The organism is Rhodopirellula sp. P2, assembly GCF_028768465.1.
In the GTDB taxonomy this organism is placed as follows: domain Bacteria; phylum Planctomycetota; class Planctomycetia; order Pirellulales; family Pirellulaceae; genus Rhodopirellula.
Genome location: NZ_CP118225.1, coordinates 4142242 through 4156128 on the forward strand (window position 1 = coordinate 4142242; position 13887 = coordinate 4156128).

Genomic DNA, 13887 nt, shown 5'->3' on the forward strand with positions numbered 1-13887 from the left:
CATTGACCAACATGTGCTCATCACAGGATGATTCTTTGAAACGTTCTTTCACTCCAGCCGGAAATTCACCGATGGGCACCGACGAATCCCCCCTGCCGATTGTTCGCAAAGTTGAGGAACTCTCCAATCCCGACGAGCATGGATCCAGTCTCGCACCGGTTCAAAAACGCGAAGTCGTGTTGCGATTGGAGGCGGAATCACTGGACAACATGAGGAAGCGGGCAACGGTTCGAGTCGATCAGCCTCAAGGCAGCACGTTCGAAATCATTTGTGACGAAGGCCCGTACTTGGGCGGCGACGATTCCGCGCCACCGCCACTGGCGTACTACAGCGCCAGCATCGCGTTTTGTCTGCTGACTCAGCTCTCTCGCTACGTCTCCATCAAGAAACTCAAAGTCTCCAGTTTGAAACTCTCGCAGGAAACCCGGTTCTCGATGGAAGGATCGGTTCTCAAAGGCACTCTGACTGGCCGGGGCGTCGAAGTGATCACTCACTTGGAGATCGAATCGGACGAGTCGGAAGAAACGATTCGCAAGATGATCGAAGTCGGCGAGAACAGTTGCTTCATTCACCAGTCAATCATGCATCCCGTGCCATCGACGATTCAAACCAAGTTCAATGGCCAGAACCTCGGCCCTGCCTGAACTTTGCAAGTTTGATATGAGATTGTCACTGCTTCGGCAGAGTGACGCGCGTTGCCAGCAACTTTCGCGATGACAGAAGCGTCCCGTTGAAGCAGGCCTGCAGGAGTCTTCGCGTGTGTGAGCCGTTTGGCATTCGCCACGGTTCCCACGCCCAATCGGCTCACATGCTTGCACCCAATCATTCCGGCTATCCCGTTTGGTTGTGTGCCCGACTGGAGAGTGATATGACTTAGCTTCCAAAAGATTCGGCTATCCGAGTCCAATTGCGGTTGTTTCACAATTCAGGTGGGTTGCTTCAATGATGTTCGAACATGGAAAGTCACATGCAATCAAGAACACGCTGCACGGCATGTTCTTGGTTGGACTCGTCCTCCTAACAAATCCGCTCGCGGCACAGGAGACTGACCGAGAGGTGCCAGTCAACCGACGTGTGCTGCCCATCGCGGCTCCTTGGCAACCACCGATCAAAACGTTGGACGCCCGCGATGCCACAGCTCCGCCAGTGTTCAAGGTCGAAGCGCCCAAGGATGCGCCCAATGTGGTGATCATCATGATTGATGACCTTGGTTTTGGTGGCACCAGCGCGTTCGGCGGCGTCACCCCAACGCCCACCTTCGATCGACTCGCGAAAAATGGTTTGCGGTACAACCATTTTCATTCGACCGCGTTGTGCTCTCCCACACGTCAAGCTTTGTTGACCGGTCGGAATCACCACAGCGTGAACATGGGGTCGATCACGGAAATCGCGACCTCCTTCCCAGGCCAAACTGGCAAGCTGCCGGAAAGTTGCGCCAAATTGCCTGAGATTCTGAGACTCAACGGTTACAGCACGGCCCATTTCGGCAAGTGTCACGAAGTGGCCGTTTGGGAGATCAGTCCCAGCGGTCCGCTGACACGTTGGCCGACGCTCTCGGGTTTCGACAAGTTCTACGGTTTCTTAGGTGGTGAAACGAATCAGTGGTCGCCTGCGATCTACGACGGCATCACCCCGGTGGACAATCCGGCGAAGGGTGACCCCGACTATCACTTCATGAACGACATGACGACGCAGGCCATCAATTGGATTCGAGCCCAACAGTCGCTCACGCCGGACAAGCCATTCTTCACCTACTTTGTGCCAGGTGCAACGCATGCTCCGCACCATGTTCCCGAGTCGTTCATCAAAAAGCACGAAGGCAAGTTTGACGCTGGTTGGGATGTCATGCGGGAACAGATTTTCGACAATCAAAAACGCTTGGGAGTCATTCCGAAAAACGCGGAGCTGGCTGAAAAGCCTGAGGACATCAAAGACTGGGACGATCTTTCCCCGAAAGAGAAAAAGCTGTTTTCGCGACAAGCGGAGGTCTTCGCGGCTTTCCTGGACATGGCGGACTTTGAGATCGGTCGGCTGGTCGATGCGATTGACGAGCTGGGTGAACTCGACAACACCATGATTGTCTTCATTGCCGGCGACAACGGCACCAGTGCCGAAGGCGGCATGAACGGCATGTACAACGAAATGACGTACTTCAATGGAGTCGAAGAAACGGTCGATGACATGCTCCAGCACTACGACGAATGGGGCAGCGCCAGCACCTACCCTCACATGGCAGCCGGCTGGGCCGTGTGTTTTGATTCGCCCTTCACCTGGACAAAACAAGTCGCGTCCAACTATGGCGGAACACGCCAGGGAACCGTGATCCATTGGCCGGCAGGGATCAAAGCGAAAAACGGTCTACGCCAGCAATGGCATCATGTGATCGACATCGCCCCCACGGTCTTGGAAGCCGCTGGCTTGCCCCAGCCTCGGATCGTTAACGGCGTCGGCCAGCGTCCGATGGAAGGCGTCAGCATGCTGTACTCCTTCGATGACGCCCAAGCCGCTGACCGGCACTTGGTGCAGTATTTCGAGATCATGGGAAACCGTGGTGTCTACTACGATGGTTGGTTCGCTGGCACGGTCCACATGTATCCCTGGGCTCCACCGCGGAACAAACTTCTTGACGATGTCTGGGAGCTGTACCATGTGGCGGAAGATTTCAGCATGGCGAACAATCTCGCAGCCAAGCACCCCGAAAAGCTGAAGGAGCTGCAAGAAGTGTTTTTGTCCGAAGCGGTCAAATACAAGGTGTTGCCGATCGACGATCGACGCCAACTTCGACTCAACGCCAAACTGGCCGGACGCCCGACGCTGATGGGGGACCGCACTTCGCTGACCGTTTATGAAGGACTGGGCTTCCTGCCGGAAAACGATTTCATCGACACCAAGAACCGCTCCTTTGAAATCGTTGCGGAGATCGAAACGCAGGGGAAAGAAACGAACGGGGTGATCGTCAGCCAGGGCGGGCGGTTCGGTGGATGGAGTTTGTATTTGAAAGAAGGCAAGCCGGTTTACACGTACAACTACCTCGGCTTGGAAAGTTACTCGGTGACCTCAAAGGATGTTTTGCCCGTCGGCAAATCAACGCTCCAACTCGACTTCGCGTATGACGGCAAATCGGCCGACGGCCAGCCCAAGCTTGGTGCGGGAGGCACGGCCACGTTGAAGGTCAACGGGCAACCGGTTGGTTCGGGCAACGTCGAAAAGACCCAGTTCGCGATTTGGTCAGCGGATGAAACCGCCAACGTCGGCCTCGACCGCGAGACCTCCGTGTCTCCTGACTACACCGAGGAATCAAGCAAATTCACCGGCAAGATTGACAAGGTCACCTTGACGGTGAAGTAATTGCCAAGCCCACGCCAGAAAGTGACACAGACTTCCAGTCTGTGCTTGATCTCCGACGCGAACTCAGTGGAACATCATGACTGACATTTCCATCGCCGATGCCTTTTCCACCGGCGCACGTGGTTTCAAGCGTCGTCAGTTCCTTGAGTTCGCGGGACTGGCGACCGCGTCCGCTTGTCTGCCGCAGATCGCAGTCGCAACCGATGCCGCTGGGGAAATCCCCGCTGATGAGATGGCGGTGGATGTCGTCATCGTCGGCGGTGGTCTTGGTGGCTGTGCTGCGGCGTTGGCGGCAACCCGGATGGGCAAACGAGTTTTGATGACGGAGCCCACCGATTGGATTGGCGGGCAACTCAGTCAACAAGGCGTGCCGCCCGACGAACACAGTCACATTGAAACGCATGGCTGCACGGCCAGCTACCGAACATTTCGCGAGAACGTTCGCGACCACTACCGAAGAAACTACCCGCTCACCAAGGCTGCTCAACAAAACGCTCGGTTGAACCCGGGCAACGGCAGTGTCTCGCGACTTTGCCACGAACCCCGCGTTGCTGTTGCTGTCTTGGACGCCATGCTGGCTCCCGCCGTGAGGGCAGGCCGACTGACGGTGCTGCTTCATACCGAGCCGATCCAAGCCGATGTCGATGGCGATCGGATTCGCTCGCTCACCTTCCGCACCGAACAGGGAACGACGGTGACAGTGACGGCACCGTTCTTTATCGACGCCAGCGAGCAGGGCGATGTGTTGCCACTGACCAACACCGAATATGTCACTGGCTTCGAATCTCGAAACCAAACCGGGGAACCACACGCTCCCGACCAAGCGGCCCCCGAAAACATTCAGTCGTTCACGTGGTGCTTTGCGATTGATCACCTGGATGGCGAAGATCACATCATCGATCGCCCTGAGCAGTACGCATTCTGGAAACAGCACACTCCCGACTTAACGCCGCCTTGGTCGGGCAAGTTGCTGTCGCTTCAGTACTCCAAACCGAACACGCACACTCCCCATGACCTCGCGTTTGTCCCGCCGAGCCACGGACGGCCACCTGAGAAAACCCGAGCCTTGAACTTGTGGCTTTATCGTCGCATCTTGGACCCCGCTAACTTTGTCCCCGGCACTTATCAAAGTGGCGTGACCATCGTCAATTGGCCGCAAAACGATTACATGCTCGGCAACTTGATCACCGGCGATGAACAAGAAATCACCAAGCACCTGGAAGGCTCGCGGCAACTGAGTTTATCGCTTCTGTATTGGTTGCAAACCGAGGCGCCGCGCCCGGACGGTGGGACCGGATGGAAGGGGCTTCGATTGCGGAAGGACATCATGGGTACCGAGGATGGCTTGGCCAAGTATCCCTACATCCGAGAGTCGCGAAGAATTGAAGCTGAGTTCACCATCCTCGAACAACACATTTCGCGTGCCGAGCGAGAGTCACTTGTGAACCAAGCAACCGACAAAGTCCGAGCAGAATCCTTTCGCGATTCGGTCGGCATCGGCTATTACCATCTCGATCTGCATCCCAGCAGCGGTGGCGACAACTACATCGACTTCGCCAGTGTTCCGTTCCAAATCCCACTGGGCGCCCTGATCCCCAAGCGAATGGAAAACCTGATCGCGGGATGCAAGAACATTGGCACCACCCATCTCAGCAACGGTTGCTATCGCCTGCACCCGGTCGAATGGAGCATCGGAGAAGCCGCTGGTGCCTTGGCCGCTCATTGCCTTGACCGGCACAATCGACCGAGCGGAGTCCGGAACGATCCCCAGTCACTGGCCGATTTCCAAAGCCTGCTGAAACGGCAGGGATTCGAACTGACGTGGCCTTCCTGACATCCCATCCCGACGAGCAATTGCGAGAACACAGGCGACTCCGATTGATTGCCGCTTCACGCCTGTCGTGTGCGAGCCCAATGCATCTCTGTGTGGCGTGACACGTTCAGATTCGGGTTGGAGGTTGGGCGTCAAAGTCCTGCCATACGGCGCTTGACCAGGCCAACACAAAAGCCACGATGCGGCTCCTCGAAACGGACGCCGATAGTTTCACGGGATGGACCTTGATTGAAGAGGGAACCGTCCCCCAAAGACTTGCTGCCGGCGATGAAGACGAACCGCATTCGCTGGGAACAACTCACCCGCTGAGAGACGACCGGAACGCCGAACAATCAACGCTGGCAATTCAAACATTGCGTTGGCGACGCAAGTAAACAGGAATGTTTGGCTGTGACCTCCTGAACCGTTTGCCCGTTCGACCTGGTTGGACGTGGGAACTCTGGCTCACACTGGGACGCCAAAAACTTGTTGTTGGCTGACGATGTGCTTGCGTCGATTTTATCCTTCAGGGATTGTTAGAAATTGGCCGGTGCTTTGGGCGAAGCAAACACCACCAGAAACTGGTTGATCAACAACATGTTGATCCTGAACCGGGCATTGATGCTGCGTCCGTTCCAGGGGCGGTGGCTCGTCCTTTGATTCCCCGGGGGAGTTGCTAAGCAACCCCTCGGCGAATCTCTTCCATCCCTTTTTGTCTCTTGCACCTCGCCGTGAAGAAATCAGATCCCGAAAGAGCAGCCGGTGGGTTGCTTATGGCAATACGAGGTCCTATCGTACGCGGACCAAGTCAGAGACTTTGGTTACGTTCTCTTCGATCTTCCTGATTGTGGCATCAACTGACACTCACTGCAGTGGTTGCAACAACGTCATGGCAAGTTGCGTTCACAGCAACTGAATACCCTTCCTCCTGGGGCCACAATTGATTTCATGCCGACACATTTCATGCGCAGTGCTTTTCTTTCTAATCTGCGTACCAGTTCGCGGGTTCACAAATTTGGTAACCAACCCTGGATTTGAGAGTAACCTTGGGGTCCCCAGCAATCTTGGGCAACTCAGCTTGGTCACTGGCTGGAACTCCAAGAGCATCGCTTCGCCTGACTACTTTCACGCCCTCGCCACTTTCCGTCACCCCAGAACCCCCTCGAATTACTACGGGATCCAGACACCCAAAGAGGGTCAAGCATATATGGGCATGGCCATCGGCGAGTTTCTCCAATCCTCGCTCACTTCACCGCTCACAAGGGGACAGCAGTACGAAGTCTCCTTCTACGCTTCCCTTGCTGATACTTCGCGGTACTCAAGAGATGATCTCGGTGTGTATCTTTCCGTCGGACAAGTCTCTCCGTCCAGTGTTTCACCCTCCCCTTCCATGACGCCGCAGATTCGAACTCCGAGTGGCAATGTGTTGACAGACAGGTTGAATTGGACGCGTATCAGTGGCGTGTATACTGCAAATGGTGGCGAGGACCACATCTTGATCGGCGGGTTTGACTCCCCGCCGTCCTACATTGACATGGGATCTGGTTTTAGCTTGTCCAACGCATACTTTTATATCGATGACGTGAGTGTTGTCGCCGTGCCGGAGCCACAAACCAGTGCGTGTTTCATTGCCGCCTGCACACTGGCCGTCAGATTCCGGCGTCGCGTTTGGTGCCGGCCTTGATGAAATCGAGACACTTGGTTCAGTGGCAATTCAACGATCGAAAGAAAAGAGCGGGCAGGCGATCGCAGAGCGAGAGACTTCTTTCGCCCAACCGGCAAGAGAAATGGCGCGTCTGCGATATTCTCACGCGGTCTGCCTTGCGGCCCAATCGCAGTGAATGAGTTCCTGGCGAGCATCCATGACGTCTCAGCGGTGAATCGAACTGCGTGTCGACTACGCCCGCGACCCGTGTTTGCCACCAGCCAGTTCCGTCGTTGGGTTGCATTGAGCGAATGCGTTGATCGAACCCTACTTTGCTGTCTTCGAAAGATCTTCGATGACTTCCTCGCCTCGCATGGAAATTGTCTGGATGCTGTTGGCATCAAAGTCGATCTGGCGAAGGTCCACCATCCGGATCTGGCTGTTTTCATAGGTCCGAAAATAGTGGCGCAGGTTCTTTAGATCAGCGGCACTGGTCCACAGGGTGTAGTCCGCCACTTCCTCGCCATTTTCGGTGCTCGTCGCCGCCCCTTTGGGAATGTCAAACTGGTTCAAAAGATGGAACGCCTGCAACACTCCTTGTTCAGCGGTTTCGACCGGCAAAGCCGATTGAGTGTAGGCGACCGCCCGCACGAACCGTGACGGCGGAGTGAAATCCCCCGGCAGCCCGAGCATTCCGCTGCCTTGCCCGAGTGCCTCGATTTTGTTTCCCGCCAAATCCAATCCTTGGGAATTTTGAGGCGTGAGATTGATGTAGTTTCGAAGGTTGGTCAGGTGCCAGTCGAACTGCGGAGAATTCGTCACCACACCGAGCGGGTTCGCATGGACGTTCAGTTTGCCGTCGACGTATTCAAACACCATTGACTGACCGCTGGAGTCGGTAGCAATCAAATGAAGCGGTGGCACAAATCCCATCTTCTGCATCACCACTTCGCCGACGAGAACATGGTTGGCGGCTTCCACCGCCTCGTCCACGCTGCCGCACGTGCCGAGCAAATAGGAGCATAGTTCCCAGGGGGCGAGCGTTCGCTCAGCGTCCGTGGACTTCACCTCTTGATACTTCGCAAAGCCGGGGAAGTAAAACAGGCCGACATGAAGCCCTTTTTCATTCAGGCCGTCTGCGATGAGCGGCTCATCAAACGCGTTGGTGCCAACGATGCCAAACTTTGATGTCCACTGCATGCCTGGTTTTCCACCGGGGGCAGTGCCTTCGAATGAATGACCTCGAGGAACGATGATCACGTTCGATTGCAGATCGATCCCAAACTCCATGGTCCTCGCGAAAACAACGGAACCGTCAGCGGGCCGGATCGTGATCCCTGTGCATGCCGAGGCAGAGGTGCCCCAGAGAGTCAAAAGACCGGTCAACGCGATTGTCTGGCAAAGACGAAAACTTCGGAGCATGAAAAAATCTTCGTAACGGATGGAGATTTGACAGGAAGAATGCAAAGCATGGGGGTCGTTTCGGAAACCCAACGCCCGTCTTCAAACGAAATGATAGGACACAGAACCAGCCTGGGGCTCCGCCCGCTCAAAATCGTTTCGTTGCGCTGGGGCCGAGCGAAGTCAACTCGCTGGTTGGGGCGACTTTGGCGGTGCCGTCAAACGTTGCATCAAGCGGATGGAAAGCGAACGTTCCTCCATCCCGAAATCCGAGTTGGATCCTATGCGATAGGGCGCCGAAGCTGGTTGCAGAATGTATGCTGGGCTGTTTTGCCCCCGGATGCCCCTCCCATGAACGTGAACCAATCAATCTACGCTGGGATTCTTGTTGCCTGCCTGTTTGATGGTCTGTCGGTGAACGCGCAGACCGTGGCAGTGAACAAGATTGCGATCGAGAAATACGCGCCGCAAAGCGGTTCCTTTCCGGCGTGCACGCACATCGACCGCAGTGGAAAGATCGAGATCGTGACCAGTGGCGACCGACTGTTCTATCGAACGGATTCGACGTCATCGTTTCGCCAATCGCCGATCAGCGTCTTGGTTGACGCCCACTCGGTCGCCTTCAACCCTCTTGAGAAACGCTTTTACGCAACCGACACCGGGAACCATCGGTTGATCACCTTTGCGGATCCGGCGAACGACCAATGGGAGAACTTTGCGACATCACTGGCTGATATCAAGCTGCAGCGTCCACATGACATCTTGTTTGATGCGGAAACGGGATGGATGTACACGCTGAATCCCGACAGCAGCCAGGTGTTTCGGTTCAAAGGAGCCGACGGCAAGGTTGGAGTTTTGGATCTTTCCCAACCGTTGGGGTACTCACGTGCGCTCACCATTGCCGATGGGACATTGTACGTTGTCGGTTCCAGTCATGGCGTGGTGGTCGAAGTCACGGACTTCGAAAAGCAAGAGTTCAAGATCCACCGCAGCTTCGGAAAGAAGAGAAACGCCCCCGCAGGCAGCTGGCAGGGCACCGGCTTGGTCCTCAACGATGTCGATTTCCACGACGGTCACTGGTATGCGACCAGCTATTTTTGCCCCTCGTATGCAGGCGAACATAACTGCGATGAATACAAATTCATCCGCTTCCAGACTTGGCAGGATTTCGAGGAGGGGACTTGGGAAGACCTCAGTCACTTGCTGCCCAGCAAAGTGGTCCCGTACTTTCTCACGCCACATGAACAGGGCCTGGACATCGGCGTCTTCAATCACGAAACACGTGGCGATTCCGCGTGCGTCTATCGCCTGATCACTGGCCCTGCCGCGTCGTGAGGCGATCGTGATCCGATAACAGCAGTGCGGGACGTGGTGCGACCATTGCTCGCCCCTCTTGCCAGGAGGGTGGCGGGATTGCTGGAATGAAGCTTGGATTGGTCCAGCCTTCGGGGCCGCTGGGGTCAGGGTTCCCAGTGCACACTCGGTTCCGGAGATGGGTTGCTGCTGAGTGGCGTCGCAGTCGTACACAGGCACAAACGGGGGCGCTTACGTTCGCATCGGCCCGGCTTACCGGCGCGTGACTTGGACTTCGTAGACAATTTCGGAACGGCCTTCGCCGATGTAGCAGCCTTCCGTCGGAGCTGCCCATTCCGGTTCAGGTCCGGCCGCCACCGGGATGTGGGCGTCCGCGACGGCGATCCCCAGCGTTGGATCGTAACCACGCCATCCGCCGCCGGGCAAATAAACCTCGGCCCAGGCATGGAGCTCCGATCCGTGAGTTCGGTTGGGCTCATAGACATAGCCGCTGACAAACCGGGCAGCCAAGCCTTGTGTGCGACACGCGTCCATGAACAACGCCGCCAAGTCTCGGCAAGCACCACTTTTCTCCGCGAATGTTTGGCTGGGCGAAAAGGTGGCGCCTTCGTACCGGGTTTCCGCGGTGTATTCGCGGTGGATGATCTCACACAGCTTCAACAAAAAGGGTTGTGTTTGCCAATCAACGCTCCCTGAAATCTCGCCTGCCCAATGACCGATGGTTCGGTCCATCACCTGCCGGTGCAGGTTGGGAGACAGTGCTTGAGCAATCCGTAGGTCATAGTAAGCAGGCAAATTGGTGACTCGCGAGTCGAGCGACAAGTAGTCGAACGGATTGGTCCGCGAGGCTTCGACCTCGAAATTCACGTCCAGGGTGAGTTCGCGATGACTGCCCTCGAATGAAACCTGCTGCGCGACATTGCCGAACACATCCAAAATCGAGTTGGACGCCGATGGATCGGGGCTGAGCTGACAATTCCAATGCAGCACACGTTGCGCCCCGTCACTGCGGGGCCGCAGTCGGATCGTAAGCGGTTGGATGACGACCGGCTGGTCGTATCGAAAATGAATCCGATGAGATACCTGAAAGATCACGAGCTTTCGACACCACCGCTAGTCGCCCAAATTGGCTGGATAGCGAAACAGGGAAAGGAAAGTGCGGCAACGGTTGACTGGATCGATTCTTGGGAGAGATCCAAGTGCTGATCGGGCCCGTCCATCGCGCTGGTTCTCAATTAGCGTAACGTCAGCTCAGGCTGAACGGGGCCACGGTGTTTCAATCGAGTGTCAACGCCCGGTTGGGAGAAGCTAGTCGAACGTCAAGGATCGCCATTCGACCGTTAGCCAACAATGCAACGGGAGAGTCGATTCAGTGGGGCTGGTCAAATTGCCTCGCTCAACCAAGCATGACTGTTCTGGAATCCACATGTCCGAACACGAGACTTGACCCGGCGGCTGACCAACCCGACGCAGCCAACCCATTCGCATTTGTCTTTCACGCCAGCGAGGGAACTTCCGGTGTGCTGATCATGCAGGTGCCGGGGGGCCTCGAATACTCAGTCACCAAACAATGACGGGCATTGGAGTGGGCCTGCCTTGCTGACCAGGCACGCATTCGACGGATGGACCGCCAGGTTGGGATTTCGCATTCACGACAACGGTGTCTTGGCCAGTGCCGGATGGCGTGCATCCCATCCAGGGACTGCGCGTTGCGTCTCAGCCGTGCTCGTGCCTTGCTGCAAGCACAATGGGTTCTGATAAACTGTTGCTGTCCCGGTGACGAGTGCCTCGTCCGCCTGACAAATGCATCGCCTTTCGGGGTGATCTTTGACTTGGAGGCAGCCCGTCTGGGGCTTCTTTGATTTCTCTCTCCATTCGAACATGGTGCCCCTTCCATGACTTCCTCTCGTTCACTGAGTGTTTTGCTGCTTGCGATCTGTTGGTTGACTCCTTGTGTCCAAGCTGACGAAGGAGTGAGCCACTCAACGCCGGGAGTCTGGCCAATTGATCGGCTGAAGTCAGAAGTGCCGTCCTACCGAATCGAAGATCCCAACGCGAAGATCCAGTCGTTGATTTACGAAGGCGAGATGGTTGACGGCCAAGCGACGGAAGTTTTCTCATTCTACGCCTCGCCCAAAACGCTGGGCATTGGCAGGGAGGGCGAGCAGTATCCAGGCATTGTGCTGATTCATGGTGGCGGTGGGACCGCCTTCGCCGATTGGGTTTGGATGTGGGCGAACCGTGGTTATGCCGCGATCGCAATGGACCTCGGAGGACGCCGCGCTCCCAATCCTGAATTCGATGCGTCAGGGAAGTTGAAACCCTACGCGGGTCACAAACGAGAAACTCGCGTTCGACTTGCCCAAGGCGGCCCCGGGGACGGACACCCCGAAAAGTTTGACTGCATCGGGGGAGGAATCGATGATGATTGGCCGTACCACGCGGCGGCCAATGTGATGCGGGCTCATACCCTGATCCGCAGTTTCCCTGAGGTCGATGCCGACCGCACCGCTGTGACGGGGATCAGCTGGGGCGGCTACACGACTTGCTTGGCCGCTTCGCTGGATGATCGATTCAAAGCCGCTGTGCCTGTTTACGGCTGTGGATTCCTGCACGAAGGCGAATCGGTCCAAAAGCCTTCCATCGATCGTCTTGGCAACCGCCGTGACGCCTGGGTTGCTGCTTACGACCCCGGAAGTCACCTCCAGAAATGCACGGTCCCCACACTATGGGTCAACGGCACGCACGACGTCCACTACGTGCTCGACAGCTATGCCAAGTCCTACGCCAAAGTGCAGGGGCCACGCACGATGCGGATCGAGCCGCGAATGCCGCACGGCCATCAAGCGGGCTGGAACCCGCCGGAAATCCAGATTTTCGTGGACTCGATTTTGAAGCACACGACCCCTCTGCCCTCCGTTGGCCCGTTGCATGTCAGCGACAGCGGCACCGTCACCGTGCCGTTCCAGTCCGACACCAAGATCGTTCAATCCGCATTGCATTTCACGACCGAAGCGGGGCTGCGATCCAAGCGAAAATGGCAATCCGTCGACTGCGTGATTGCGGATGGAAAAGTCCAAGCAGAGGGACTTCCGCCGGAAGCCAACACTTGGTTGGTGACATTCACCGATCAGCGAGGTGCCTTGGTGTCGACCGAAGTTGGATTCCGTTGATCGGCTTAGCGTTGGTAGCTCGACTTGAGGCGAGAGATGCTAGAAAGGCTTTCGGTGGGAACCGGAATGCGATAGACCCGTTCCGTGGTGGTGTCGGTGACATAGGGAATCACCCCGCTGCCGTGGTTCGAAGAGCGACGGCGGTGCAGCCACACCAACGTGATGCTCAAGAGCTTCTGATCTGGCTGATCCACGAACGCGATTTTTCGTCGGTGATGATTCGTCGTCATTCGAATGGAATGGCCGGCAAAGCAAAAGCGATCCTCTAAGAACAAGGCCCCGATGCGATCGCGGCTGACGATCACCAGGTTCGGAATCAGCAGCAGGCACCAACCAATCAAGACAGTGCCTCCGACAACCAGCACCGTTGCGATCAGCCGGCCGCCGGAAGTCGCCCAAGCTTCCACGCCTTGGTACCAGAAGTACAGCATCGTCGAGGTGGCGGCGATCATGGCGATCGCGATCGGTATCCCCACGACACGTGTGATCCGCTGAAATAAATCGCGGTAAAACCATCGTCGGCAGAGCTGGCTTTCTTTGACGTTCATATGCCAGACTGCCAATCGTTGACCATTCTCGGCTGCCCGGTACAACGACGCTTCCGTGCGGCCTCGCCATCCAAAAAAAATGGCAAGCACCAACGGGATCCCAAAACCGAATGAAGCAGCAGCGATCTTGCCGTCATCCATCGGGCCGTCTGTGAACATCGCAATGGCTGGCAGGCAAGTCGACAATGCCAAGCACCAACGTGCGGCAATGTAGCCACGCACCGGAAACATCCAACGAGGAATTGCGCTGTCGCCAAATTTGGGATCGAAATCATCCGCCATCGCTCTGCCGAGCATCAGTGAAAGCACCCGTCGAGCCGATCGCACTGGCCAATTGGCAACGCCGATCAAAACAGCTCCGGTCACAACCAGCCCAACGATGTTCATCCAAAATGGGACGTCCGTCAAAACGAAATCGGGGTCAAGGCCCACGTTGTCGCCAAACAAACCGACCAGGAACATCCCCAGCGGTGCTCCGATCGCGAACGCAATTGCAAACGTCATCCGCGTTTTCAATGACTCGTTCATTTCGAGGGCAATTCCTTCATTTGATTGATTGATTTTTTGGCTCGCGATCTTCTGGTCCTTTTTTACTCGACAGAAAGATGAGCTTAACGCTCCCCCATCCATCGCAGTTTTTCTCAC

9 protein-coding genes are annotated in these 13887 nt (G+C 56.3%); 6 read left to right on the top strand and 3 right to left on the bottom strand.

Features of this window, described 5'->3' with window-relative positions:
* The first annotated feature begins 35 nt into the window (after window positions 1-35).
* The 4 genes from PSR62_RS14585 to PSR62_RS14600 all read left to right on the top strand — a co-directional run bounded on the left by PSR62_RS14585 (window position 36) and on the right by PSR62_RS14600 (window position 5556).
* Window positions 36-644, top strand: coding sequence for an OsmC family protein (locus PSR62_RS14585; RefSeq protein ID WP_274403727.1), 609 nt, complete (start codon window positions 36-38; stop codon window positions 642-644).
* 298 nt (window positions 645-942) lie between these two features.
* Complete coding sequence (locus tag PSR62_RS14590; protein WP_274403729.1) at window positions 943-3348, top strand: arylsulfatase; 2406 nt, start codon at window positions 943-945, stop codon at window positions 3346-3348.
* 76 nt (window positions 3349-3424) lie between these two features.
* Complete coding sequence (locus PSR62_RS14595) at window positions 3425-5182, top strand: FAD-dependent oxidoreductase (RefSeq protein ID WP_274403730.1); 1758 nt, start codon at window positions 3425-3427, stop codon at window positions 5180-5182.
* 179 nt (window positions 5183-5361) lie between these two features.
* Window positions 5362-5556, top strand: a complete 195-nt coding sequence (locus PSR62_RS14600) for a hypothetical protein (RefSeq protein WP_274403731.1) — start codon at window positions 5362-5364, stop codon at window positions 5554-5556.
* Between the two features lie 1577 nt (window positions 5557-7133).
* On the opposite strand, the gene PSR62_RS14605 is transcribed toward PSR62_RS14600, so the two are convergent.
* Entirely contained in the window at window positions 7134-8228 is a 1095-nt protein-coding gene (locus PSR62_RS14605; RefSeq protein ID WP_274403732.1) for a choloylglycine hydrolase family protein, read from the bottom strand.
* Window positions 8229-8558: 330 nt separating this feature from the next.
* On the opposite strand from PSR62_RS14605, the gene PSR62_RS14610 reads away from it, so the two are divergent.
* Window positions 8559-9542 (top strand): hypothetical protein, encoded by a 984-nt coding sequence (locus tag PSR62_RS14610; protein ID WP_274403733.1) that lies wholly within the window; start codon window positions 8559-8561, stop codon window positions 9540-9542.
* Window positions 9543-9773: 231 nt separating this feature from the next.
* Here PSR62_RS14610 and PSR62_RS14615 read toward each other — a convergent pair whose 3' ends face one another.
* A complete protein-coding gene (locus PSR62_RS14615) occupies window positions 9774-10616 on the bottom strand; it encodes a transglutaminase family protein (RefSeq protein WP_274403734.1) in 843 nt (280 codons plus the stop codon).
* A gap of 800 nt (window positions 10617-11416) precedes the next feature.
* On the opposite strand from PSR62_RS14615, the gene PSR62_RS14620 reads away from it, so the two are divergent.
* A complete protein-coding gene (locus tag PSR62_RS14620) occupies window positions 11417-12694 on the top strand; it encodes an alpha/beta hydrolase family protein (protein WP_274403735.1) in 1278 nt (425 codons plus the stop codon).
* A 5-nt stretch (window positions 12695-12699) separates the two neighbouring features.
* Here the strand turns inward: PSR62_RS14620 and PSR62_RS14625 are convergent, their stop codons facing one another.
* Entirely contained in the window at window positions 12700-13746 is a 1047-nt protein-coding gene (locus tag PSR62_RS14625; protein ID WP_274403736.1) for a hypothetical protein, read from the bottom strand.
* Window positions 13747-13887 lie beyond the last annotated feature (141 nt).